Source organism: Blautia sp. AM47-4, assembly GCF_003479865.1.
GTDB classification, from domain to species: domain Bacteria; phylum Bacillota; class Clostridia; order Lachnospirales; family Lachnospiraceae; genus Fusicatenibacter; species Fusicatenibacter saccharivorans.
On the sequence record NZ_QUHY01000018.1, the window covers coordinates 1 to 25,285 of the forward strand.

Here is a 25,285-nt window from a genome sequence, read left to right on the forward strand (position 1 = left end):
GCCATGCAGCTCTGTGCGCTTATGCGGTATTAGCAGCCGTTTCCAGCTGTTATCCCCCGGTATGGGGCAGGTCACCCACGCGTTACTCACCCGTCCGCCGCTCAGTCAATCAAGAATCATCCGAAGAATCTTCTTAACTGCTTCGCTCGACTTGCATGTGTTAAGCACGCCGCCAGCGTTCATCCTGAGCCAGGATCAAACTCTCTGATAAAAGATTTGTTCCAAGTTCAAAATCAACATACTAGCTAATTTATCCCTTTTACTGTTTTAAGGATCTTTCGATCGTTTTGAATTACTTATTCAGAACTTTCGAGGATGTGTTTCACTGTTTAATTATCAAGGATCTTTGCTGTTCCGACTCGGATCAGCTTGTTTATTTTATCACAGAACTTTTCGTTTGTCAAGAACTTTTTTTTAATTTATTTTTTGAAGCTCTTTCGAACTTCTTTGCTGTTCTCTCGATCAGCAACTCGTTTATTTTATCAAACTCATTTGCTTTTGTCAAGAACTTTTTTCAAGTTTTTTGAAGCAGTTTTTGCAACCCGCGGCAGCCACCCGGCTCCGAACTAGGTTTTTCTGTTTCAAAAGAACTCTTTTGCATCAGCTCTCGCTGACAGCTTAGTTATAATAACACCGCCCAAAGCAAAAGTCAACACCTTTTTTCGAATTTTCTTATTTTTAGAAAAATATAGTTAATTCTGCATATTTTGTATTTTATCTGACTATTTACAATCTATCCGAAACCGTCCAAAAGAAAAGGCGCCTTCCGGCGCCCTTTCCCTTTCAACTCTTATTTCTCACGTTTACGATAAACAACTGCTCCGACCACTGCTGCTGCAGAAACGCCGAGCAGGATCACCCACAGCATCACCTGTGTGCGGTCTCCCGTGTCCGGACTCTTTGTTGCTTTCTTCAGATAGAATACGGTATCCGCCTGGCCCTTGCTTGAAACGATCGAAATCGTATGCTTGCCTTCTGCCAGACTCTTTGTATACTCTGCCTTCAGCGTAACCTGCGTATTCTCTTTTCCAGCCGTCACATAATTCTTCGCATCAATCTCTTTCTGGTCGATGAGAACCTTTTTGAGATCCTTTGCTTCAAAATCTGCGGTGAAGGAAAGCTCCTTGCCCTGCATACCTGACTGATTGACTCCTTTGGTAATCTTCGGAAGATTCTGCGCAGTCATCGGTTTCTGTTTCAGGCCGGCAATCGCTTTTTCCAGCGCTGCCGCATAACCATCCACCGTCTTCTGCTCCGTGATATTCTTTCCGCGTACAATCGCTGCTTTTGCATCATTGACTGCTTTTACGCTCTCGTCCGTGTATTTCTTCAGATCGTTTGGAATCTTCTTCACTGCGACATCTACTTTGCTGTAGTCCGCATCTTTATACGTAAGGCCGGCAATCGCTGCCTCGATCTTTTTTGCGTAACCGTCTACGCTCTCCTGCTCTGTGACCGGCCGCTCGGTTACGACGCTGTTCTTTGCATCTTCCAGTGCTTTTACAGACGCATCGGTATACAGACGGAGGTCCGCCGGAATCTTTTTGATGGCTTCCTCTACTTTGGAATAATCTGCTTTCCGAACCTGCAGTCCTGCCAGTGCATTTTCAATTGCTGCTGCCCAGCCGTCTACTTCTGCCTGATCCAGAATGGTTTTTCCACTTTCTACGCTGTTGATCGCTGTCTGAAGCGGCTGAATGCTTTCTTCCGTATAAATACTCAGATCATTCGAAACTTTGGCAAGAGCCGCGTCTACGGCGCTGTAGTCCGCCGGTTTCAGGGTCAGTCCGTCAAGAGCTGCTTTCAGGTTCTCTGCAAACTGATCGACTTCCTCCTGCCTGCTGTCATCCAGATCCCATACAATGGCTTCTTTTGCCGCATTCAGTGCTTTTACACTCTTTTCGGTATAAATGGATAAGTCTTTCGGAATCTTTCCCAGGAGTTCTTCCACTCCCTGATAATCTGCCGGAACCGGTTTGCGTACCAGTGCTGCAATTGCATTCTCCAGTGCTTCCGCATAAGCATCAACTGCCTGCTGCTCTTCTATCGTTTTGGTGCGGTCGATGGATGCAATGACTGCATTCAGTGCTTCCACGCTCTCTTCCGTATAGATAGAAAGATCTCCCGGAACTTTGGCAAGTACTGCATCAACTTCTGTGTAATCTGCGCCAAGAAGCGTCAGTGTGTTTACTGCTGTCTGAATGGCTGCCGCATAACCATTTACGGTTTCCTGTTCAGCTGATGGCAGGTTCTCTTTTACCGCATCTTTTGCTTTCTGAACAGCTGCCGCGCTTTCTTCTGTATACCGGCCCATGTCCTCCGGTATCAGCGCCAGCGCTTCTGTTACTTTGGTGTAATCTGCGGCTTTTACAATCACAGTGAATTCCTGTGTGAAGTCAACGCCGGTTTTCTTTCCGTCTTTGATTGTCGCCAGAAGTTTTACGGTTCCGGCATTCGTTACTTTCAGGTTTGTGCCGTCTAAAACAGCACCTGTCATTCCGGCATCCGTGATTTCCCATGTGATCTGTTTCTGATCTGCATTTTCTGGAACTGCTTTGCCCGTCAGTGCGGTGGTTCCCGGGATTTCTTTCGGTATGCCCTGGATTTCTGTTACAGCTGCGTACTCATAGGTTCTTATCTGGATTTCAATGGCATCTTTTGTTTCCGTTTCTGCGATCTTTGTTACAATCCAGCTTCCGTTCCAGCTGTCTGCCTTTTTAAGCAGATAATCTGCCGGAGCCTTTTTGGCCTTTTCCGTAAGATCCTTCAGATTCCAGGAAGCCGCCGCTGCGATCACAGCCTCTTTTTCTGTTTTTATTCTTTCTTTGTCATCTTTCTTTTCATCCAGATTTGTTTTTTCTGAAAGTATTCGGATTTCTCTGTTCTCTGCATCATTTTTAATCTCCGTATCTTTGCCGAGAACGTCGCCTGCTTTCAGCGAAAGCTCTCCGAACTTCCACGTTTTGGCTTCCTCTTTTGCGAATGCCATGGTTGGGAACATCGTCACGATCAGAAGCATGGACAGTACAAACGAAAGCATTTTTTTCGTTTTCTTCATAACACAAATCCTCCTTTCCTTTTGATTGTTTTGCAGCCGCCAGGGGCCGCAGTTTCTCTTGTTACTTTCATTATACGTGTGTCAGAAAAAGAGTCAACGGGCCGTAAAAATTCGTAAGAATTCTTGTGCATTTCCGCTAAAATACTTTCAACGTTTTTTCACAATACTTCCATGAATTTTTACGGCCCGTCAGATTTTCTTAAGATATTCCTTTATTTGTGATGAAGCACATATTTCACATACGCAATTCTGCGGCTGTCCGGTGCCCAGGAGTTGACGTTGATACTGCCCTGGCCGCCGAAAAGATCCAGCACTTTTTTCTTATTCTGTCCGTCATAATCCATCATTCCAAGCGATACATACATGTTCGGCAGATGCTCATTCGGTTCCAGCTCACCTTTAGCGAAGGTCAGGTAAATGACGTGTTTTCCATCCGGCGAAACGTGGCCGAACCAGTTGTTGGCATCGAAATCGGTCATCTGGGTGAGACCGCTGCCGTCACGGTTCATCCGCCATACCTGCATCAGACCGCTTCTGGTGCTGTTGAACCAGATGTGCTTTCCGTCCGGTGAATACTCCGGACCGTCGTTGTAGCCTTTGCCGTCCGTCAGGCAGGTTTCCTCGCCGCCGTCTGATGGAATCGTACAGATCTCAATGCGCATAGTCTCCTCCTCCGGCTTTTTGCGGAAGGCACAGTACGCAAGCTCTTTTCCGTCCGGCGACCAGCCGTGCAGATAGCTGAGACCCGGTCCGGTGAGGTCTTTTGGTTCACCGCCTGTCATCGGGAGCACGTAGATGTGGGATTCATACGTTCCATCTGTGAGTTCCGGCGGCATGCAGCTTACCGCCAGCAGCTGGTTGTCCGGTGACGGAACGTGGTCATTGTTGCACTGCACGCAGAAACCGGTATCAACCTGCTCCACATGGTCTTTGTCGATCTCATAGCGGTAGATTTTTCCATCCGCATTATAAAGCAGGGTGTTTCCATCGTTCAGCCAGTTCGGTGCCTCGATGATTCCCGGAAACTCATGCAGCACGGTTTCTTCTCCGGTCTCCACATCCATCGTGCAGAGAATGCTGTCGGTGTTGTCTCTGTCCCCTGTCCATCCAGAGAGCATTTTCCGGCGCGGCAGGTATCCTCCAGTGTTGCCGCATCCATATCCACAATCTGCAGTGCACCGTTTGCGCGGGCGAACTGGAAGCAGGCTTTCAGATCAACCATGCCTTTTCCAAGCGGCGCTTCCTGGCCGGTGATTTTCATATCTTTATAATGAACGGCTTTGACTCGGTCCGCATGCGCCCAGAGGAACTCTTCCGGGTCGACGCCGCCGCAGTACATCCAGCCGACATCTACTTCTGCTCCGACTTTTTCACCGCAGGCTTCCAGGAGATATTCGTACGCTGTTTTTCCATTCACGCGGATACAGATATCTTCTTTTTCGTTGTGGATCAGAAGACCTGCTCCGGCTTTTTCCAGTTCTTCTGCCAGTTCGCGGTATCTTGCAGCGGTTTCGTCCAGAACATCTTTTGTCTGGCGTGCCGGGCTCTTTACGACAAACCAGGAAATGTGGTATTTCTGCGCCAGTTCTGTAAGAATGGCAAGTTCTCTTTCATAGTGGTATTCATCCAGGAAAATGTGGACCGCATGAACCTCAATGTGGTATTTTGCAAGCAGCGGCATTGCCTGCTCCAGATCCTCCGGGATCCAGAAACCGTAGTCCCTGGCATCAACACGGAATCCGAGACACGGCTCGATCTGGCGGTAGCCTGCCTCATAGATTTTCTTTAAAAATCCTTCGGGATCCTGTTTCCATTCTTTGGATACCCCATACATCTGTACACCAAAATACATATTTGTTTCCTCCTTCTCCAGATCCGCTGTTTCCCCATTTTCAGCGGATTTTCTTTTCCTCCATTTTACCACATTTCTTCTATTATAGATATGATTTTTCCTGTCAGTTATAAGAAACACGCTTTGCGTAAAAAAGGCGCCCCGTATGTGTTTTTTCCACATACGGAACGCCTTTTTCCGCCATTTTTTTCAGGGCCTGGTTATTCTTATACAAACTGGTTCGTTTTCTCATCGTACTCATAGTCGATGAGCGCCAGTTTTTCCCGCAGATCGGATTCCTCTGTCTGCATGGCCGCGCAGAATTCTGCGAGCGACGGGTAAAAATCTCTTAACTGCGTATTGACATAGCTCAGCAGCATTACGGGATCTTTCGGCATCATTCGTCTACTACCTCCACACCTGGTTTGATCATTGCCTTCAGGCCGCCGTTTTCCACATCCAGAAGGATCGTATCGCCCTCGCTGACCTGACCGCCAAGGATCAGTTTTGCGGTGCTGGTTTCTACCTCTTTCTGTACGAAACGTTTCAATGGACGGGCGCCGTAAACAGGGTCGTAGCCGCCCTCAATGACAAACTGTTTTGCAGCCGGGCTCAGTTCGACGGTAAGCTCCTGGTCTGCCAGACGTTTGTTCAGTCCTTTCAGCAACAGATCTACGATATGACCAATGTTGTCTTTTGTCAATGGTTTGAACATAATTGTTTCATCCAGACGGTTCAGGAACTCCGGACGGAAGTGTGCACGCAGATCCTGCATGACCAGGTTTCTCGCCTCTTCGGAGATGCTGCCGTCGTCCTGAATGCCGTCCAGCAGATACTGGGATCCGATATTGGAGGTCATGATCAGGATCGTATTTTTAAAGTCTACGGTACGGCCCTGGGAGTCGGTGATACGGCCGTCATCGAGTACCTGCAGCAGAACGTTGAAGACGTCCGGATGCGCTTTCTCGATCTCATCGAACAGAACAACAGAATATGGTTTTCTGCGCACTGCCTCGGTCAGCTGGCCGCCCTCCTCGTAGCCTACATATCCCGGAGGCGCTCCGATCAGACGGGAGACGGAGTATTTCTCCATGTATTCACTCATATCGATTCGAACCATGTTGTTCTCATCATCAAACAGCTTTTCTGCCAACGTTTTCGCAAGCTCTGTTTTACCGACACCGGTAGGTCCAAGGAACAGGAACGAACCGATCGGTTTTGTCGGATCCTTGATTCCGGCTTTGGAACGGATGATCGCATCCGAAACCTTGGTGACTGCCTCATTCTGGCCGATAACTCTCGTGTGAAGTTCATCTTCCAGGCCGAGGATCTTAGTTCTCTCGCCTTCGGTCAGTTTTGCAACCGGGATTCCAGTCCAGCGGGAGACAATTCTGGCAATCTCTTCATCCGTTACACTCTCGTGTACCAGGGAGAGATCTTCATTTTTAACTTTTTTCTCTTCTGCTTCCAGCATCTGCTGTAATTTCGGGAGTTCACCGTACTGCAGTTCAGCGGCGCGGTTCAGATCGTAATCATTCTTTGCTTTCTGGATCTGGCGGTTCATGTCCTCGATCTGCTCACGCAGTTTGGACAGTTTCTCAACGGAACTCTTTTCATTTTCCCACTGTGCCTTTGCAGAATTGAAGGTATCCTTTAACTCAGCCAGCTCTTTCTGCAATGTTTCCAGACGCTCGCGGCTCAGATTGTCGGTCTCTTTTTTCAGTGCGGCTTCCTCGATCTGCATCTGCAGAATCTTACGGCGCTGCTCATCCAGCTCGGCCGGCATGGAATCCAGTTCTGTCTTGATCAGAGCGCATGCCTCGTCGACCAGGTCGATTGCTTTATCCGGCAGGAAACGGTCGCTGATGTAACGGTTCGAAAGGGTTGCGGCTGCAACGAGGGCACCGTCGGTGATTTTTACGCCGTGATAAACTTCGTAGCGCTCTTTTAAGCCACGCAGGATGGAAATCGTATCCTCTACGGTCGGCTCATCAACCTGAACCGGCTGGAAACGGCGCTCCAGGGCGGCATCTTTTTCGATGTACTGGCGGTACTCATCCAGCGTTGTGGCACCGATGCAGTGCAGTTCGCCTCGTGCCAGCATAGGTTTCAGCATGTTTCCGGCATCCATCGCGCCGTCGGTCTTTCCGGCGCCGACGATCAGATGCAGCTCATCGATGAACAGAATGATTTTTCCGTCGCTCTTTCTGACTTCCTCCAGAACAGCTTTCAGACGCTCCTCGAATTCGCCGCGGTATTTTGCTCCGGCTACCAGGGCTCCCATATCGAGGGAGAAAATGGTTTTATCTTTCAGGCTCTCCGGTACATCGCCGTTGGCGATTCGCTGGGCCAGGCCTTCTACGACTGCGGTTTTACCAACACCAGGCTCACCGATCAGAACCGGATTGTTTTTTGTCTTACGGGACAGGATACGGACAACGTTCCGAATTTCGGTATCACGGCCGATAACCGGGTCCATTTTCTGGTTTCTGGCTTTTTCTACGATATCCTGGCCATATTTTTCCAGGGTGTCGTATGTTGCCTCCGGGTTGTCGGTGGTAACTCTCTGGTTTCCGCGCACGGTGCTTAATGCCTGCAGGAAACGTTCTCTTGTGATGCCGTACTCCTGAAACAGTTTTTTCATGGACGGGCTTGGATTTTTCAGCATTGCCAGGAAGAGGTGTTCTACGGAAACATACTCGTCTCCCATGGCTTTCGCCTCATCCTCAGCATTTACCAGTGCTTTATTCAGATACTGACCGATATACGGCTGACCGCCGGATACTTTGACGCGGTCGTTCAGTGCCGTCTCGACACGGTTCAGAAAATGTTCTTTGTTGATTTCCATCTTTTCGATCATTTTCAGAATCAGGCTGTCGTCCTGATGCAGGAGATTATACAACAGATGCTCCTGCTCTATTTCCTGGTTGCCGAAATCGTATGCGGTCTTTTCCAGGTCCTGTACAGCCTGCAGCGATTTTTGTGTGAATTTACTAATATTCATAATCGGCTTCCTCCTTATCTATTTGGGTGCTAACATTCGCTCCGAACAAAAAGAGCGTTGATGTGAATTTTCTTTTCTTTCTTTGTTCTAGTCGTACTATAACACTAGTTATTAGCACTGTCAAGAGGTGAGTGCTAATTTTTTTATTTTTCCCGACGCTCCTTTTCTCCCTCCCCCCTAAAAGATTTTTATTCATCGCCGTACACAGCAATAAAATGAATCAGTGCCTCTGTTTCGGAACTGGCATACTTTTTGGCAGATGCTTCCAGCGGCTGTGATTGATATGCTTCAAACGAATCGCCCTCGTCGCGTCCAGATATGTAGCGATTATCATTTAGTTTCCACTTCCTCATTTCTTCAAAATAAGCAGTATTCGCCATTTCCGAATTCCAGTCCATTCGCTCCAGCAGATAATACTCCATTCCATGATAACATTCTTCGCAAATTCCCGTAAAAAATTCTTCTGCTGTCTGAGATGTTAAATGCTCTGGAGCATACCATATTTCGTTCTCTTCATTATTATATAATGCAACGCAATTCGATGATCCTGTCTCTTTCACATACAGCGGAATTTCGGGAATTCCAAGTCGTTCTGTTTCAAGCCATACCATCTTCTGCGCTGCAATTGTTCTTTCTTCCAGTGTTTTTTGCCTCCATTCGCTCTCCTTTAAGCTCAGCAGAAATTCTTTATTTTCCTGAAAAATGTTCTCCTGATTCTGGACGAGATTATAGTCCTTTTTTCGTTCGTAAAGTTCTGCCACTCCGGACGGAGACTCAAGCTTCCAATATATCATCATACAAGTCGGTACCATACTCACGCATACTGAAACAAACAGAAATGCGTTTAAGTCACTTCTTTTTAATCTCCAGAATTTTTTCGGAGAATATTTTCGTTTTTTTCTATGTAAATCTCTTAAAACCGTAACAAGAAATATCCCATCCAGCACTGCAAGAAACAACACAATTTTCAGTGAATATTGGGCAAATAAAAACAGCATCAGTATGCTCGGCGGAAATGTATAGAATAAAACTTCATTTGCAGTTCCATCTGCGCAGTAGCTTCGAATGGGTGAGGCCAGCCACAAAATCAGGCACAGCGCATAGGCAAAAAGCATTGTCCCCGACGAAATATGGACGGAACATTCTGTAATATATACCTCAACCTGTTTCACATACATCACATACAAGATACAGATCGGATATAAAATCGAGCTTTTGCTCAACCAGTATGCCGCTGATTTTCTTTCCCGTCTTCTTTTCTGTTCCTCCATATCAGATCCCCCTGATTTTTCTTTTGTTTTATTTGAAATACTTGTATGTTTATTTTAGCGTAATTTTTCGTTTTTGCCTATCCTTCGTTTTTCAGTTGAATCTTTCTGTAAAAACCAAAATTGCGAAACCCTGTTTTGGCAGGACTCCGCAATCTCTTTTTCCTATTTACTTTATGATACATGACGGGCAGCATATTTCATTTTCTGGTTTCCGGCGCATTTCTTAAAATACTGCCGGATCGCATCTTCGTTCATATCGTTTCCGATAAACACAGCCTGGCCGGCGTTTTTCTGTTCTGTGCCGGTGATGCTGTAGCGGTGATCGGCGACATCAAATTGGAGAAACTGGTCTCCGGCTGCGAACTGTCCTTTTGCACGGATGATATTTCCAAACGCTCCGCGAATGATCTGTTCCAGAAAACACCACAGGGTTTCCGGTGCCTCCATTCGGATATTTTCGAAGGAGAAGGTCTCCGGCATCTTTTCGCCGCTCTGCGTATCCTGTACTTCTTTCTCATATCGGCCGCCCAGCAGCAGGCTCTGGTAATCTTCCCGTGTCATCGTGGATGCATAATCCGTGATGATTTTTGCCTGCGGGTTAATTTCCTGCAGAAATTTCTGGATGCGCTGTTTTTCTTCCGCCTGGCATGCTTCTGTTTTGGAAACAATGATCGTATCCGCGCTTCGGATCTGATCCTGATACAGCTCGGGATATTCCGCCATATAGCGGCGGTAACTGTAAACATCCACAATAGTGACCGGCGAGAGAAGCTGAATTCTCTCGTACTCGATCTGACGCAGATTTTCTATAATCCGGGCGAGACTTCCGACACCTGTCGGTTCTACGATCAGGTATTCCGGGTCTACCACATTGGCAATGGTCAGCACGGATGCTGCAAAATCCTTTTTCCCGATGCAGCAGATGCACTGCTCTGTCATTTCCCATACATTTTTCTGCGTTCCCTGCCGGTTCTGGCCAAGACGTACGCCGTCGATTCCTGCGGCTCCATATTCATTTTCCAGTATGGCAAACCGCTGATCGACGTTCCTGGCCAGCCGTTTGATAAATGTTGTTTTTCCCGCGCCCAAAAAGCCGGATACGATCAATATTTTCATACGTTTCCTTTTTCAGTCAAATTTTCAAATCATCAGTCAGCCAATTTAACGACTGGTTTGATTAAATCCTTCGGTTTATCTCTCATGAGGAACAGTGCTCCTTCCAGATGATCCCATCCATCAAACACATGTGTGGACAGCGGGCTGACATCCAGCTTGCCTGCCGAAACAAGAGCTCCCAGTTTTTCCATGCGGAGTCTTCCGCCAGGCATCAGGCCTCCGTTAATCTGTTTGTGACCCATTCCAACGCCCCACTCTACACGCGGAATATCAATGTTGTCACCGGATCCAAGATAGTTTACATTTCCGATCTTTCCGCCCGGTTTCAGGCATTTTACTGCTTCTGCAAAGGTTTCTACACCACCGCCGGCGATGACTACTTTATCAACACCTTTTCCATCTGTCATATCAAGTACCTGCTGGAAAATCGGTCCGTTCTTGTAGCTGACAAAATCCGTTGCGCCGTATTTTTTTGCCGCTTCTACGCAGACCGGTCTCGTTCCGACAGCAATGATTCTCGATGCGCCGCGCATATTCGTTCCGGCTACCGACATCAGACCAACTGGTCCGATTCCGATGACAAGAACTGTATCACCAAACTGTACATCGGCAAGCTCTACGCCGTGGAATCCGGTCGGCACCATATCGGAAAGCATGCACGCGTCGACAACATTGATGTTTTTCGGAAGCAGCGCAAGGTTTCCATCGGCATCATTTACATGAAAGAATTCAGAAAAGACACCATCTTTGAAGTTGGAGAATTTCCAGCCTGCCAGCATTCCGCCGGAGTGCATGGAATAACCAGCCTGTGCTTCCAGAGAATTCCAGTCCGGAGTGATGGCCGGCACAAGAACCCGGTCTCCCGGTTTGAAATCTTTTACGAGCTCTCCGACTTCCACAACCTCTGCACAGCACTCATGGCCCAGAATCATGTTATGACGGTCACCGATGGCCCCTTCCCATAAAGTGTGGACATCTGATGTGCAGATGGCAACTGCCAGTGGACGGCAAATGGCATCCATCGGCCCGCATTTCGGGCGTTCTTTCTCGATCCATCCGGATTCACCGATTTTCAGCATTGCATAACCTTTCATATCTTTTGCTCTCCTTTCAGATTGTTAATGATTTATCGATTCCTATGATTCGAATATATCACTAATAGGTTACTAATTCAACAGAAAAGTCACGGAATATCGTAGAATATTCCGTGACTTTTTTATAGCTTTTGCACAATAGATTACTTATAGATACTTTTTATCAAATTCTGTACCGACCGCATTCCCATACCGAAACGGCTACAGCCGGCTTTCTGCATTTCCTGTATAGTTTCCAGACTGCGGATTCCACCGGCGGCCTTGATCTGAATGCGACCGGCGGCTTCACGGCTCATGATTCGAACCTGCTCCACGGTGGAAGGACAGCCGGGATACCATCCGGTGCTCGTCTTTACATAATCCGCACGGCCTTCCACACACAGATCCACTGCCTGGCAGATTTCCTGCTCCGTCAGCTGCGGTGCCTCGATGATCACCTTAAAAATCGCCGAAGGCACCTGCTCCCGGATGGCCAGAAGTTCTTCTTTTACATAAGAAAATTCGTGCTTCTGAACGCCGTAAGATTCATCACCATGTCGATTTCCCGGCAGCCAGCCTCCCACAGTTCTTTTGCCTGCCGCTTCTTCTGTCCGGTCGTATCTCCGCCGCCCGGAAAGCTTACCACGCCTCCCGCATGGATTTCTCTGGTGTCCTGCAGCCGTTCTGCCACATGGGCGCTGAACGCCGGCAAGGTAAACACAGCAGCCAGACGATATTTCTTTGCCAGCTCCACCATCGCATCAATTTCATCCATTGTATGAAATGCCTGTACACAGCTGATATCAATCTGCCGCATCAGTTTCTTCTGTTCTTCTGTCTCATCGCTCATTTACTCCGTCCTTTTCCCGAAATCTCCACCTCGTACTTGCTTCCGATGATCCGCACGTGGTCAATGCTCACCGGCCGGTTCTGCCAGTAGGTGACTCTGTGCACCACAAGAAGCGCATCCTTCGGCTCCGTTTTCAGAACCTGGGCTTCCATAAAGGTCGCGGATTTCGCTGAAATTCTGTCTCGTGTCTCATCAATCTGCAAGCCGAATTTCTCCTCCAGAAACTGATACAGCGCTACAAACTGATTCTCATACGCCTCGATGCCAGGGACTTTCGCATATTCGATATAATTTTCCATCAGCGTAACAGGCTCTTCATCCGCAAGCTGCAGCCGCTGAATCCTCGCCACGCTGGTTCCCTCCGGAATTTCCAGTTCATCGGCGAGCTGTTTGTCCGCCGAAATGATGTCGATCATCATATCTGACGTCGTTACCCGATATCCTTTTTTCATCAGGGATTCCGTGACCGATGTGACCTTGTTATAATTCTGAATTGCCTTATGATTCAGCACCCTCGTTCCAGAACCCTGGCGAACCTCAACCAGTCCCTCCTGCACCAGTATCTTTACTGCATTCCGTACCGTAGTACGGCTGACCTGATAGATTTTCTCCAGTTCACACTCCTTCGGCAGAAATCCCCCGACAGGATATGTTCCCTTATTGATCTCGTTTTTCAGTCTGCTGTAAACCTTCACATAAGCCGGTGCATTTTTCATCTTCTTCCCCTCCCGTGAAATATCAATATCCGCTTTTTGATCCTTTTTGCAGTATACCATATTTTGACGGCACAATCGAGTCCCAAAGAAGAGTTCCTGTTTTCTGCTTTGTCACCGACACATACTCTGCCAGACGCACAGAAAAAAGGCAGACGCATGTCATTTCTTTATGACTCACGTCTGCTCTGCATGAATCTTCTTTTTTCTGCTGTCTGCGAAATACTTCCATTCTCCAGAAGCAAATCTCTCTTTCTGCGGTGTAAATTTTTGTTACAAATTTTTTATTGTTCTTTTCTATTTTTTCGTATCAAACCGCATCACCGCCATGTGCACCACGTACGGCACCAAGATGACCGGGATTGCCAGGTATGCCAGGATGCTGTACGCCTTCTGGATCAGCGTCAGCAGACCAAACTGTGCGATGAGGAAGTCTGCGATGCAGCAAGCGAGGGCGGCGAGGATCTGGGTGCGGCTGATTTTGCCTGCGGTTTCTGTTCTGCTGCTTCGTTCAGCGAGACCGGCGTGGATTCGTTTGACCATGGCGGCAACCATGTTGACGGCTGTGGATACGGCACCGAGGATGATCAGTACGGAAATCAGCGGTGTCATGAATTTACTGCCGACGCCCTGCTGAACCATAAATAATGTCGGGACGCTCTGCTGGATCATTTCCGGGTTCTGGTATACGGTCATGATTCCGAGGACGACCATGATCATCAGAAGGGCATTTAATACGGCACCGACTGCCATGCTCTTTCCGGCATCCTGCGGTTCTTCGAAGGACTTGGCATGCTGGACGAAGACTGCGACATTGGCAAGCTGGAAGGTTCCGTAGAGGAATGCGGCGTACAGGCTTTGCCGAATGGGAGGTCTGCGGTTTTCATGGTGTTTACAGTATCGCCGATCTTTCCGGCTCCGGCGATGATGTTCGGGACGTAGACGATCAGCAGACCGGCAATAATGCAGATGGACAGCACTGACGCTACTTTCCGCACCAGATCCGTTCCGAATACCGAAACGACGAAAATAATTTTCCAGTTTCATAACGATTCTCCCTTCTTCCTAACAAGCAAAAGGGCATACTGACCTTCTGTTGGTCAATACGCCCTTGTATCTCCGATGTGCTTTAGTATATCACAGTTTTAACGCGAATGCACTCAATTTTAAGCAAAACGCAAAAAATCCCGGGATTTTTCTCTCCCGGGATCTGAAAATTCTTACTATGTAATTCTTTTTTAAACCACACGTCTTACCGCAAGAATCGTGGTATACGCTGCGTTGCTACTGATCTTGATACCGTCGCGCTCATTGCTTGCGTGTACGATTGCACCGCCGCCGATGTAGATGGCTACGTGGCCGCTGTAGCAGATAATATCGCCCGGCTGAGCCTCTGCATAAGATACACCGCGTCCTACACCACGCAGTGCACTGGAGGAATGCGGAAGGTCGTATCCGAAGTGTGCGTAAACGCTCATGATAAAACCAGAGCAGTCAGCTCCGTTGGTAAGGCTTGTGCCGCCCCATACGTATGGATTTCCAATAAACTGTGTTGCATAGGATACGATGGCACTTCCGGTTGCGCTTCCGGTGCTGCTGGAGCTGCTGGAATCATCCGAGCTGCTGGTATCGCTGGACGAAGAATCATCGTAAGAGCTTCCTCCGTTAGACGGTGTTGTTGTCGTGGTGGAGCTTCCTGTGCTGGACGGTGTGTTGTCTGCCGTTGTTGTATTATTTGCAGCACTGCTTGCGGCTGCTTCTGCTGCTGCCTGTCTTGCTGCTTCTGCCTGGCGGGCTGCCTCGGCTGCTTCTGCTGCCTGACGGGCCTCTTCGGCTTTTCTTGCTGCCTCTTCGGCTGCAATCTCCTCCTGGATCTGCTGGATCTTTGCGTTCTGCTCTGCCAGTACTGCGTTGTACTGTGCAGCCATGTCGTTCAGGTCTGCGATCTGGTTTTCGTAGTCATCGGAAACGGCTTTTTTCTGCTCAAGCATTGCCTCAAGGGACTGCTGCTGTGCTTCCTGCTCTGCCTCACTAGCTTCGAGATCTGCTTTTTCATCTGCAAGCTGATTGCTGTAGTCTGTTACCTGCTGTACAAGATCCATGTACTCCTGCAGACACTCTCTGTCGTATTTGTATAACTTCTGGGTGTACTCAGCCTGGTTGAGAATGCTGCTTAAATCTTTTCCCTCCAGAAGAAGTGCTGCCCAGCCGTTGTCTCCGCCGCTCTCATAAAGGAACTGGATTCGTTTTTTCATCAGCTCGTACTGCTCGTCCTCTTCAGCCTGGGACTGTGCCAGTTTTTCCTGTGTTGTTTCAATTTCTGTCTGTTTCTCTGCAATTTCATTTTTCAGATTTTCCACGGATGCCATGGTTACGACAAGCTGTGCGTCCAGGTCATCAATCTCGCCGGTAATCTGATTCTTTTTGGTTTCCAGATCGTCGATTTCTGCTTTTGCGTTGTCAAGCTGTGCGCTGGTCTCTGCCTGTGCTGCCTGCTGCTGCTGTAACTGCTCCTGTTTCGAGGCGCTTACTGTCATTACCTGAGCTGCACTTACGATCACTGCTAAACTTAAGGCAAGAAATTTTTTTCTCATTCTTTCACTCCCAAATTGATTCGTTGTATGTAGGTTTCTTTGTTTCAGGTTTCCCTGTTTCTTAGAAATTCAATTATTCTGTAACAATTTTGAAATATTTTTCCCAATTCTTTTACATAATATCACAATTCACAAATGGATGCAAGGAAAAATATCCCGACTTTTTGTAAACAATTCGTGAACAGTAACGATACATGTTATTTTACCTTCTGTACACTCACACAACTCAATTTGTATTGATCCGGCGAGGAAAGCGCATCGCCGTCAGGGATTGAAAAGTCCTCTGCGGAGAATTTCGCACAGAGTGCCCGGTACTGATCCTCTGTAAAGTACGGCACCGCATCCTGATTCCATTCCAGACTGATTTCCTGATCGGTCACGCCGCGCGTTACAATTTTCCCGCCTTCAAAATCCTTTTGTTTCATTTCTTTTAACGCATTGTAAACTGCAGTTCCATAATCCAGACGTACTTTCAACACGGCATTGGCGTACTCCTCCACGCCGCCGTTTGCGATCAGTGCTCCGCCTGCCGCAGATGCTGCTGCGCCAAGTACATTCTGATACGATGCACCGTCCGAGAAGAGAATCTGTCCGCCCTCACCATACCAGCTTTTGATTTTTTCCAAATACGACGGTGATACGCTGCTGCTTTTCCGATACGTATAATCCAGCGTGATGCTGTTTTCTCCAAGTCCCAGATCCGCAGCGGCCGTCTCTGCACCGAGTGCATAACCTGTCCCGTACTTTGTTCCGTTCTCTTCGTTTTTCTGTCCGATATAGCCCAGGTGCGTGTAGCCGGCCTGTACTGCCGCATATCCTGCCAGGTAGCCGGCCTCTGATACATCAATTTCCAGGCTTTCTGTATTTCCGCGGAGACGGCTGCGGCCGCTCTCACTGACCGGTTCTGCCTCCAGCAGCAGAAAACGGACATCCTTCCAGTCGCGCTGTGCATCGTAAACGGCGCGGCTCATGCTCGTTCCGGCACAGACGATAACGGATGCTCCCTTCTGCGCCGCCTCTTTGATGGTGTTTTCATAGTCCTCTGTTGTCCGTCCTGCCGGAACACTTGCTTCATATTTCAGACCGCTCTCGTCTCCATACTGCGCAAGACCGTTCCATGCTGACTGATACACGGCATCGGAAGCTACCTCACTGCCGTCGGTTACCAGCACCAGATCCACTGGTTCCGTCTTTTCTTTTCCGCAGCCGCCCAGCAGCAGCAACGACACTACGCCAAGACAGAGCGCCCATTTCCAGCTCTTTCGCATGTTTACTCCCCTTGTATTTTTATTTTCCAAATTTTTTCTTTTGTATTTCTGATCTGCGTCTTTCACGCACCTTCTAGTATAGACAATTCCAGCGCAAAAAGAAAGAGAGAATACACGAACTACAAAGTTTTTTTGTATTCTCTCTTATTTTTTATAGAAGATATTTTACTGGAACAGATCGTTCAGGATTTCTGCCGGTTTCTTCCTGCGGTAGCCTTCACTGTCACTTAAGATACTGCTGCTCCAGGTGAAATGATTCACACCGGTCAGATAGGACCGGTCAAGAACTTTTACACCATACCGCTCATACGCAACCGGATAATACATTTTCATGTATTCATTTGCCAGCTCAATAGCTTCACTGTTAATGCTTCCTGTTGAAGAAACGGTTCCGCCAAGCTGAATATACGGCGGTGTCGCATGAATGACAACCACGCTGCCGTCCGAGCACTGGCCAATGACAATCCAGACATGACCGCTCTTGCTGACCACATCACCCGGCGTAAATTTCTGGGATGTATCGCCTGTCACGCAGGTTCCCCAGCCTTTTCTTGCAAAGTAGGCCGGCATTCCAGTGGAGGTTGTCGTTGCATACTCTTTCGTCACCTGATGTGCGGTCCATCCGACATAGCCGGAACAGTCAAGACCTTTTCCGTACTCATACAGATGATCGGAATAGTTGTAGGTGGAATTCTGTGTATTGAAGAATTGTTTCCACTGCGCATTGACGCCGTAACTCTCTGCCTCTGCGTCTGTGTGGCCGCCTCCCCAGATATACAGGGTGTTTCCAAGCGGAAGCAGTGCATTTTTCAGAAAGTTCCGTACGGTGCGGACACCGATCTGCGCGGACGGTTCAAATCCGTCCGGACTCTGTACCAGCTTGCCGTCCTCATCGAACACATACGTTTTTCCGTCGATCACCTGTTTTCCGGTTATCATGCCGCCCCAGTTTCGGAAATAGTATGTATTTCCGCCAATCGACTGCCAGCCGATTGCCATTTTCGAGTCAGATCCAAGGTAATAGAGGTTATTATCATAGGTAATAAACGCATTCTTGTACATGCCGCCCCAGCTTCTCGGATAATAATAGTTATAATCCCAGTATACCCAGCCGCTTGTCGCCATAACGCCGTTTTTGTCTACATAATAATAGTTTCCGTCGTACTGAAACAGCTCGTCATCTCTTCTGGTTCCATTGGCATTGATCCAGTAATGCGTTCCGTCCAGAAGCAGCCAGCCCGTATGGCTTGTGCCGTCCTCATCGAAATAATACGTTTTTCCGCCGTTCTGCACCCAGCCGGTGGCAAATGTTCCATCTGAATTGGCATAGTATGTTTTACCGCCGATGGTAAATGTCTGATCATGGTACAGACCGCCCCAGCTCTGGAATGCGTATTTTGTTCCGCCGATGGTATGAATTCCGGTGTACATGCCGCCCCAGCTTCGGAAATAGTAGCGGTTTTTGTCGTAGGTGATCCATTCAGACGATGCCATCGTACCGTCTTCTTTCATCCAGTACCAGTTGTTGTCATATTTCACCCAGCCGGTCTGAAGCGACGTATCCTTGTTGATCCAGTAATACGTTCCGTTGGTCAGATACCAGCCCTCTTTTGTAATCTGCTCGCCGTCTTCCAGAAAATAGTATTTCTTTCCATTGATATCGCAGACACCTGTATAGAAGGTTCCGTCATCCTTTGCCCAGTATTTCTTTCCCTGCCAGGTAAAAGATTCGTTATGGTAAACGCCGCCCCAGCTGTGGAAATAATATCTTGCTCCGTCAACCTCTTTCATTCCGGTGTACATCACACCGTCACCATCAAAATAGTATCGGTTGTTGTCATACGTGATCCATTCAGATGCAGCACGTGTGCCGTCCGCTTTCAGCCAGTACCATTTGCCTTCCAGCTTCAGCCAGCCGGTCTGAACAGAACCATCCTGATTAATCCAGTAAGTCTGATCTCCCAGCTGAACCCAGCCGGTCTGGCTGGCATGATAGATCGATCCGTCATTCTGCGCTATGTAGGTTTTCCCTTTTACGGTAAAGAAGGTGTTTCGATATACACCACCCCAGCTCTGGAAATAATACTCGTTTCCTCCGATGCTCTGGAAACCGTTTTTATAAATGCCGCCCCAGCTCCGGAAGTAATACAGATTGTTGTTGATTTCTTTCCAGCCGGATGTCATCATGACACCATTATCATCAAACCAGTACCAGTTATCATCGTACAGCAGCCAGCCGGTCTGCAGGACGCCGTCTTCTCTTACCCAATAATATGATGTGCCTTTTTTCAGCCAGCCTTTTTGTGTGATCTGCGCTCCCGTAGTATCATCAAATGCGCAGAGATCACCATGTCCATTCATTGTTCTGACTATTCCACGGGCAACGATACCATTTTCCTGTACATAATACATTTTTCCGCTGATGCTGAGATACACATTTCTCTGAATGCCGCCCCAGCTCTGGAAATAATAAAGGTTTCCATCTACTTCCTGAAAACCATTTTTATAGATTGCTCCGTCTCCCTTGGCATAATAAAGATTATTATCGTATGTGAACCAGCTGTTTTCTGCCATGCGGCCGTTCCGGTCCGGATCCAGCCAGTACCAGTTTCCATTCCGGTAAAGCCATCCTGTTTTCAGCTGTCCGTTCTCATAAAAATACCAGCCGCTGTCGCCTGCCTTAACCCAGCCATTCTGACTGGCCCGCACAGCAGCACCGCTGTCCTGTGAAGCCTGTGTCTGCGTTTCACTCTGTATCCCGCTCTGCTGATCCTCTGTCTCCACAGACTGGTCCATCACCGTGCTGCTCCCCACAGCACTCGCGGAAACAGTCGTCGGATGTACGCTGAGCATCAGCGCCATAAAAAGTGTACCGCCCAGAAGACTTCTCAATTTTTTCTTCGATGTCATTGGCAAGTAACTCCCTTACTATATTATATCTGCTTTTCTCTCCATGTTATCATTAGAAATTATATTATCTTTTGTAATATTTTGCAATAAAAACGTAAAAAAAGAGACATTCACGAAGGAATGTCTCTTTTTTTCTGTGTTTTATTTCACGCTTTATTCTGTCTTTTCAAGACAATATCCTGTGTTATTAGAACAATCCTGTAATCTTTCCAGTAGCGTCTACATCGATACGCTCTGCTGCCGGAACTTTCGGCAGACCTGGCATGGTCATGATGTCACCGGTCAGGGCTACGATGAAGCCTGCACCAGCGGAGATTTTCAGGTTACGTACGGTAACTTCGAATCCGGTCGGTGCGCCGAGTTTGGTCTGATCATCGGTCAGGCTGTACTGGGTTTTTGCCATACAGATCGGGCAGTTGCCAAATCCGAGAGCCTCTAACTGTTTTGCCTGTTTCTGTGCATTTGCGGTCAGGACAACTCTGCTTCCGCCGTAGATCTTCTGAACGATGGCGTTCAGTTTCTCTTCGATGGAGCCTTCCAGATCGTATGCATAGGTGAAATCGTTCGGCTGCTCGCAAAGACGGACAACTTCTTCTGCCAGGGCTACGCCGCCCTCGCCGCCTTTTGCCCATACCTCGGACAGAACAACGTTGACACCGAGCTCTTTGCATTTCTCCTCAACCAGCTTCAGCTCTGCTTCGGTATCGGTCGGGAATGCGTTGATAGCAACGACACATGGCAGTTTGTATACGTTTGTGATGTTGCTTACGTGTTTCAGAAGGTTCGGCATACCTTTCTCCAGAGCTTCCAGGTTCTCGCCGTTCAGTTCTGCTTTCGGAACGCCGCCGTTGTATTTCAGGGCACGAACAGTTGCTACGACTACAACTGCATTCGGTTTCAGGCCTGCCATACGGCATTTGATGTCGAGGAATTTCTCAGCACCAAGGTCAGCACCGAAGCCTGCCTCTGTGATAGTGTAATCTGCTAATTTCAGGCACATTTTGGTTGCTGTTACAGAGTTGCAGCCGTGTGCGATGTTTGCGAATGGTCCGCCGTGAACGATAGCCGGAGTTCCTTCCAGAGTCTGTACCAGGTTTGGTTTCAGGGCATCCTTCAAGAGTGCTGCCATAGCGCCCTGCGCATGCAGATCTCCTGCTGTTACCGGTTTCTGCTCGGATACTTTTCCGTAGGTATATCCGATGATAATTCTGGAAAGTCTTTCTTTCAGATCTGAGATGTCGCTTGCCAGACACAGAACTGCCATGATCTCAGATGCTACCGTGATATCGTAGCCGTCTTCTCTCGGCATTCCGTTTGTCTTTCCGCCAAGGCCGTCTACTACATTACGAAGCTGACGGTCATTCATATCTACGCATCGTTTCCAGGTGATCTTTCTCGGATCGATATTCAGAGCGTTTCCCTGGAAAATGTGGTTGTCGATCATAGCTGCCAGCAGGTTGTTTGCTGCACCGATTGCATGGAAGTCACCGGTGAAGTGAAGGTTGATATCTTCCATTGGAACAACCTGTGCGTATCCGCCGCCTGCTGCTCCGCCTTTTACACCGAAGACCGGTCCAAGAGATGGCTCGCGAAGTGCAACCATTGCTTTTTTACCGATTCTGGAAAGTCCGTCTACCAGACCTACAGAAGTTGTTGTTTTTCCTTCTCCTGCCGGTGTCGGGTTGATGGCTGTAACGAGGATCAGTTTTCCATCCTCCGCATTGGTGTCTTTTAACAGGTTGTAATCAATTTTTGCTTTGTACTTTCCGTACTGCTCCAGATATTTGTCATCAATACCTGCTTTTTCTGCGATCGCTGTGATCGGCTGCATGGTACATTCCTGTGCAATTTCAATGTCTGATTTGTAACCCATTGTTTTAAAATCCCCTTTCTTTTTTCCGCTTTGTCCGCCGATTGATAGCCATATTTTACCATGTTTTGTAAGATGATTCAATTGATAATTATTTATTTCACAATCTTTATACGTTTTGTACCAAAAAATGCAGAAAATTCCGCCAAAAGGCGGAGCGGCACAATTTTTCCCTGGAATTTGTCTTTTTATGTAGAAAAGGAACCTGCTTTTTCTGCCCAGGTTCCTTTTCTTTCAGCCTTTTATGCATGTTCCAGCATAATTTCTTTTAAATACCGCTGTACTTCCAGTTCTTTGATTTCTTTGCATTCTGTCTTTTCCGAAAATACCATGTTCTGAGGATTCTCCGGCTGATATGGCTTCCATTCCGGTACACCCTCTCCATTTGGATTTTTCTGTTTTGCAAAATTCGCCCAGCTTTTTGTCATAACTCTGGAAATATCATAATCCGTTCCCGTCATTGGACGCCAGCAGCGTGCAACAGTTCCAAATACATACCACAGCTCGGAGGAATGGAAGGATCCTGCCTCGTTCCCTGGAAGATCGTGGTCAAACAGATACAGATAGCACGGTTTATGATCATGTCTGATATTCAGCTCACACAATACTCTGTTTTTTACCATCCAGGAATGGCTTTCCTGAATCGCGCGCATAATGTCTTCTTTTTTCTCTACCTGCAGCAGTTCCAGGTATTTTTCCGCTGCAGGTCCCATCATCTGACGCTGCTGTTCTTTCCAGACTTCCGGGTCTTCCGGTACGCCGAATACCAGAGTCCATTCCCCGGCGGTGTTTCCAATCATCATCGGCAGATCCGGGTAATTTCCCTGATAATAACTGTCGGATACTGCCTCATCCAGCAGATAATGATCGATCACCGTTCCCATCGGATATTTCATAAATCCCTTCATCATAACTGCCATTAGCTCATCTGCACTCTTGCCGCGCAGTTCGTCTATGGAATGGCATCCTGCATCTTTCATAAATTCAGCGCCCTGTTTTTCTGCTGTTTCCATCGGTTTCTGCCCCATGCCTGGATCCGGCCAGTTGATATCCGCACAGCTCATAATAATACTTCCGGCAATATCTCCTCTGGTAAGCGGTGACACAAGCATTGTCTGCACACTGAATGCACCCGCAGACTGTCCAAAAATTGTAATATTATCCGGATCTCCGCCAAACGCACCAATGTTTTTTCTTACCCATTTGAGTGCGGCAATCTGGTCAAGATGACCATAGTTTCCAGAAACACCATGCTCACTTTCTTTTGCCAGATCCTCGTGGCAGAGGAATCCAAGAACGCCCAGACGATAATTAAACGTTACCAGAATCACGCCTTCTTTGCAAAAAGCTTCTCCGTCAAACTCCGGTTCAAATCCATATCCACCTGTGAGTCCGCCGCCATGTACCCAGAACAGAACCGGCAGTTTTTTCTCCTCCTTCACTTCCGGCGTCCAGATGTTCAGGTACAGACAGTCTTCACTCATATCTTCTGCGGACTGGAAAAATTCATCACCATACAAACTGCCTTTCGGGTGGCGCATCTGCGGCGCAATCGGTCCGAAATGATCTGCATGATAAACGCCTTCCCACTTTTCTGTTTCCTGCGGCTCTCTCCAGCGGAGCTCTCCAACTGGGGCTTTTGCATAAGGAATCCCTTTAAATACCGTATACTGTGGAATATTTCCCGGAATCCCCTCAATTTCTCCTTTTTCTGTTTTCGCAATTCGATTGACTTTTTCGTAAAATTCCATGATCTTCCTCCTTAGCCTTTGATTGATCCTACCATAACACCCTTTTTAAAATACTTCATAACAAACGGATAAAAACATAAAATTGGAACAGATGCCACCATAATGGTGCAGTATTTTATAATTTGCTTATAAGAATCCGCAAGTCCTGCAAGTTCTCCTGAAGATGCGGATGTTGCCGAACTTGTATCGTTTCGGATCAGTACTTCCCGCAGAATCAGCTGCAGTGGATATTTGTCCCGGTCTGTCAGGAAAATGGATGCATTGAACCAGGAATTCCAGTTTGCAACTACATAGTACAGCGTTACTGTTGCAAGCGTTGCTTTTATCAATGGAAGAACAATCTTAAAAAGTACAGCAATTGGTCCTGCCCCATCCAGACGCGCAGATTCTTCCAGTTCTTTCGGAAGCGTTGCCATTGCCGTTCTGACCAGAATAAGGTTAAATGCGCTGACACACGTCGGAAGAATAACCGCAAGGCGGGTATTGTACATTCCAAGGCTTCTTACTACCATATAGAACGTGATAATTCCTCCGCTGAACATCATGGTAAAGGAAATAATCAGCATCAGTGCATTCGACCAGAGCAGATCGCTTTTCGAAAGCGGATACGCTCCCAATACAGTAATCAGCATTCCAAGTGCTGTCGATGCAAACACATAAAAAAGAGTATTTCCATAGCTTCCCATCAACTGTCTTGTCTGAAATACCAGCTTATATCCCTCCAGCGTAAAACCATGTGATTTTAAAATCAATCCGCTCTGGTTCATGACCCAGTTGGGATCAGAAACCGATGCAAACGCCACATGAAGAATCGGCAGCAAACATACAACTGCAAGAAAAATTAGAACCAGATAGTCAAATACAATAAATATTTTTCGCGCCAGAGACGTTTTTGTTTTTTTCATGTTTTTTCCTCCTAAAACAGACTTGTTTCCGAGTACTTCCGGCTGATAACATTTGCACTTACAAGCATAATGAAGTTAATCACAGAGTTGAACAGACTGACAGCCGTACTGTATCCATAGTTAAACTCTTCCAGACCTTTTCGGTAAACAAAACTGGAAATAATATCTGCGGTTTCATAAACCTGAGGGTTATATAAAAGAATGGTCTTCTCATATCCAACCGACATGATGGAACCGATTCGCAGAATCAACATAATAATAATGGTGGAGGAAATTCCAGGCAGTGTTACATGCAGTGTCTGTTTCCAGCGGTTTGCTCCGTCAATTTTTGCTGCCTCATACAGTTCCTGATCCACGCCGGAAAGTGCTGCTACATAAATAATACTTCCAAAGCCAAGTCCCTGCCATAAATCCGAAACAATGTACAAAGGACGCCAGCACGCCGGATCGGATAACAGATTTACCTGTTTTCCACTAAAAAAGGTAACGATCTGCGACAGGACACCTGTACTTTTGGTAAAGTCTACAATGATACCTGCCAGAACGACCATGGAAATAAAATACGGCATATAGGTAATCATCTGTACACCTTTTTTGAAAATGGAATCCTTCAGTTCATTCAGAAGCAGCGCAAAAATGATCGTGAGCGGAAACTCAATGATCAGCTGCAACATACTCAGCACAACCGTATTCCGAATGACACGCCACGCAAATACCGATTGAAAAAAGTCTTTAAAATTTTCCAGACCTACCCATTGGCTTCTGAGAATTCCAAGTTTTGGCTTGTAATTTTCAAATGCCATCAGGATGCCTCCCATTGGAAGATATGCAAATACGATAAAAAATGCAATCAACGGAACCGCCATAAGATACAGCAGTTTGTTTTTCTTCCAGTCTTTTACGATTTCCTTCCTTGTAAATTTTTTTGTTTTCATATGTGCTCCTTTCTTCCCGCCGGACTTATCATTAATCTGATTGTATCGTCTTCCCTGCCGGTTCGAAAGAACCACTTTTTGTGGCTTCCCTCCTTTTTCTGCTGCTTTTTTATGGCCTTTTCTTGTGGTGGTACTC

Annotated in this window: 20 protein-coding genes and 1 rRNA gene; all 21 read right to left on the bottom strand. The window is 47.3% G+C overall.

All coding sequences use genetic code 11. From position 1 onward, the window contains the following. Positions 1-211: ribosomal RNA gene (locus DW965_RS12265) — 16S ribosomal RNA — on the bottom strand; the annotation flags it as partial. Positions 212-790: 579 nt separating this feature from the next. Next, positions 791-3,058 carry a hypothetical protein gene (locus DW965_RS12270; protein WP_118720701.1) on the bottom strand — a complete coding sequence of 756 codons (2,268 nt, stop codon included), beginning with the start codon at positions 3,056-3,058 and terminating at the stop codon, positions 791-793. A gap of 212 nt (positions 3,059-3,270) precedes the next feature. Further along, on the bottom strand, positions 3,271-4,095 hold the full coding sequence (locus DW965_RS12275; RefSeq protein WP_199681653.1) for a TolB family protein: 825 nt from the start codon (positions 4,093-4,095) through the stop codon (positions 3,271-3,273). Beyond that, the gene (locus tag DW965_RS12280) at positions 4,050-4,910 is read right to left on the bottom strand and encodes a sugar phosphate isomerase/epimerase family protein (protein ID WP_158582845.1); all 861 of its coding nucleotides are present in this window, start codon (positions 4,908-4,910) and stop codon (positions 4,050-4,052) included. Before DW965_RS12280 ends, DW965_RS12275 begins: the two co-directional genes overlap by 46 nt. A 206-nt stretch (positions 4,911-5,116) precedes the next feature. After that, positions 5,117-5,290, bottom strand: coding sequence for a DUF4250 domain-containing protein (locus tag DW965_RS12285; protein WP_022461670.1), 174 nt, complete (start codon positions 5,288-5,290; stop codon positions 5,117-5,119). After that, the gene (clpB, locus tag DW965_RS12290; RefSeq protein ID WP_117510089.1) at positions 5,287-7,893 is read right to left on the bottom strand and encodes an ATP-dependent chaperone ClpB; all 2,607 of its coding nucleotides are present in this window, start codon (positions 7,891-7,893) and stop codon (positions 5,287-5,289) included. The genes DW965_RS12285 and clpB overlap by 4 nt, the downstream gene beginning before the upstream one ends. Positions 7,894-8,081: 188 nt before the next feature. After that, positions 8,082-9,164, bottom strand: a complete 1,083-nt coding sequence (locus DW965_RS12300) for a hypothetical protein (protein WP_119198430.1) — start codon at positions 9,162-9,164, stop codon at positions 8,082-8,084. 171 nt (positions 9,165-9,335) lie between these two features. Continuing rightward, a complete protein-coding gene (locus DW965_RS12305; RefSeq protein ID WP_118720199.1) occupies positions 9,336-10,280 on the bottom strand; it encodes a CobW family GTP-binding protein in 945 nt (314 codons plus the stop codon). Between the two features lie 32 nt (positions 10,281-10,312). Next, positions 10,313-11,374 carry an NAD(P)-dependent alcohol dehydrogenase gene (locus tag DW965_RS12310; RefSeq protein WP_118720201.1) on the bottom strand — a complete coding sequence of 354 codons (1,062 nt, stop codon included), beginning with the start codon at positions 11,372-11,374 and terminating at the stop codon, positions 10,313-10,315. Positions 11,375-11,517: 143 nt separating this feature from the next. Beyond that, the gene (locus tag DW965_RS12315; protein ID WP_158582847.1) at positions 11,518-11,937 is read right to left on the bottom strand and encodes a hypothetical protein; all 420 of its coding nucleotides are present in this window, start codon (positions 11,935-11,937) and stop codon (positions 11,518-11,520) included. Beyond that, positions 11,862-12,203, bottom strand: a complete 342-nt coding sequence (locus DW965_RS12320; RefSeq protein ID WP_119198432.1) for a hypothetical protein — start codon at positions 12,201-12,203, stop codon at positions 11,862-11,864. Before DW965_RS12320 ends, DW965_RS12315 begins: the two co-directional genes overlap by 76 nt. Further along, a complete protein-coding gene (locus tag DW965_RS12325) occupies positions 12,200-12,919 on the bottom strand; it encodes a GntR family transcriptional regulator (RefSeq protein ID WP_022461676.1) in 720 nt (239 codons plus the stop codon). Before DW965_RS12325 ends, DW965_RS12320 begins: the two co-directional genes overlap by 4 nt. 294 nt (positions 12,920-13,213) lie before the next feature. Next, complete coding sequence (locus DW965_RS12335) at positions 13,214-13,669, bottom strand: hypothetical protein (RefSeq protein WP_119198433.1); 456 nt, start codon at positions 13,667-13,669, stop codon at positions 13,214-13,216. After that, on the bottom strand, positions 13,648-13,914 hold the full coding sequence (locus tag DW965_RS18960; protein WP_147398790.1) for a hypothetical protein: 267 nt from the start codon (positions 13,912-13,914) through the stop codon (positions 13,648-13,650). The genes DW965_RS12335 and DW965_RS18960 overlap by 22 nt, the downstream gene beginning before the upstream one ends. A gap of 240 nt (positions 13,915-14,154) precedes the next feature. Beyond that, positions 14,155-15,510: a C40 family peptidase gene (locus DW965_RS12340; RefSeq protein ID WP_117510092.1), complete on the bottom strand. Its 1,356-nt coding sequence runs from the start codon at positions 15,508-15,510 to the stop codon at positions 14,155-14,157. 197 nt (positions 15,511-15,707) lie between these two features. Then, the gene (locus DW965_RS12345; RefSeq protein ID WP_147398328.1) at positions 15,708-16,778 is read right to left on the bottom strand and encodes a BMP family lipoprotein; all 1,071 of its coding nucleotides are present in this window, start codon (positions 16,776-16,778) and stop codon (positions 15,708-15,710) included. Positions 16,779-16,943: 165 nt separating this feature from the next. Continuing rightward, on the bottom strand, positions 16,944-19,688 hold the full coding sequence (locus tag DW965_RS12350; RefSeq protein ID WP_119198434.1) for a hypothetical protein: 2,745 nt from the start codon (positions 19,686-19,688) through the stop codon (positions 16,944-16,946). A gap of 187 nt (positions 19,689-19,875) precedes the next feature. Further along, complete coding sequence (locus DW965_RS12355; protein ID WP_118595939.1) at positions 19,876-21,561, bottom strand: formate--tetrahydrofolate ligase; 1,686 nt, start codon at positions 21,559-21,561, stop codon at positions 19,876-19,878. Positions 21,562-21,800: 239 nt separating this feature from the next. Beyond that, positions 21,801-23,309: a carboxylesterase/lipase family protein gene (locus DW965_RS12360; RefSeq protein ID WP_055267694.1), complete on the bottom strand. Its 1,509-nt coding sequence runs from the start codon at positions 23,307-23,309 to the stop codon at positions 21,801-21,803. 11 nt (positions 23,310-23,320) lie between these two features. Next, positions 23,321-24,214, bottom strand: coding sequence for a carbohydrate ABC transporter permease (locus DW965_RS12365; protein ID WP_117801541.1), 894 nt, complete (start codon positions 24,212-24,214; stop codon positions 23,321-23,323). 11 nt (positions 24,215-24,225) lie between these two features. Beyond that, positions 24,226-25,149, bottom strand: a complete 924-nt coding sequence (locus DW965_RS12370; protein ID WP_055267750.1) for an ABC transporter permease — start codon at positions 25,147-25,149, stop codon at positions 24,226-24,228. Positions 25,150-25,285: the final 136 nt, after the last annotated feature.

What these genes read in the sequence shown, in the direction of transcription:
- DW965_RS12320 (WP_119198432.1), bottom strand. Translation starts at nt 12,203, where the DNA reads ATGAGCGATGAGACAGAAGAACAGAAGAAACTGATGCGGCAGATTGAT.
- DW965_RS12305 (WP_118720199.1), bottom strand. Translation starts at nt 10,280, where the DNA reads ATGAAAATATTGATCGTATCCGGCTTTTTGGGCGCGGGAAAAACAACA.
- DW965_RS12285 (WP_022461670.1), bottom strand. Translation starts at nt 5,290, where the DNA reads ATGATGCCGAAAGATCCCGTAATGCTGCTGAGCTATGTCAATACGCAG.
- DW965_RS12270 (WP_118720701.1), bottom strand. Translation starts at nt 3,058, where the DNA reads ATGAAGAAAACGAAAAAAATGCTTTCGTTTGTACTGTCCATGCTTCTG.
- DW965_RS12310 (WP_118720201.1), bottom strand. Translation starts at nt 11,374, where the DNA reads ATGAAAGGTTATGCAATGCTGAAAATCGGTGAATCCGGATGGATCGAG.
- DW965_RS12335 (WP_119198433.1), bottom strand. Translation starts at nt 13,669, where the DNA reads ATGGCAGTCGGTGCCGTATTAAATGCCCTTCTGATGATCATGGTCGTC.
- DW965_RS12350 (WP_119198434.1), bottom strand. Translation starts at nt 19,688, where the DNA reads ATGACATCGAAGAAAAAATTGAGAAGTCTTCTGGGCGGTACACTTTTT.
- DW965_RS12280 (WP_158582845.1), bottom strand. Translation starts at nt 4,910, where the DNA reads ATGTATTTTGGTGTACAGATGTATGGGGTATCCAAAGAATGGAAACAG.
- DW965_RS12340 (WP_117510092.1), bottom strand. Translation starts at nt 15,510, where the DNA reads ATGAGAAAAAAATTTCTTGCCTTAAGTTTAGCAGTGATCGTAAGTGCA.
- DW965_RS12325 (WP_022461676.1), bottom strand. Translation starts at nt 12,919, where the DNA reads ATGAAAAATGCACCGGCTTATGTGAAGGTTTACAGCAGACTGAAAAAC.
- DW965_RS12360 (WP_055267694.1), bottom strand. Translation starts at nt 23,309, where the DNA reads ATGGAATTTTACGAAAAAGTCAATCGAATTGCGAAAACAGAAAAAGGA.
- DW965_RS12300 (WP_119198430.1), bottom strand. Translation starts at nt 9,164, where the DNA reads ATGGAGGAACAGAAAAGAAGACGGGAAAGAAAATCAGCGGCATACTGG.
- DW965_RS12345 (WP_147398328.1), bottom strand. Translation starts at nt 16,778, where the DNA reads ATGCGAAAGAGCTGGAAATGGGCGCTCTGTCTTGGCGTAGTGTCGTTG.
- DW965_RS12365 (WP_117801541.1), bottom strand. Translation starts at nt 24,214, where the DNA reads ATGAAAAAAACAAAAACGTCTCTGGCGCGAAAAATATTTATTGTATTT.
- DW965_RS12370 (WP_055267750.1), bottom strand. Translation starts at nt 25,149, where the DNA reads ATGAAAACAAAAAAATTTACAAGGAAGGAAATCGTAAAAGACTGGAAG.
- clpB (WP_117510089.1), bottom strand. Translation starts at nt 7,893, where the DNA reads ATGAATATTAGTAAATTCACACAAAAATCGCTGCAGGCTGTACAGGAC.
- DW965_RS12355 (WP_118595939.1), bottom strand. Translation starts at nt 21,561, where the DNA reads ATGGGTTACAAATCAGACATTGAAATTGCACAGGAATGTACCATGCAG.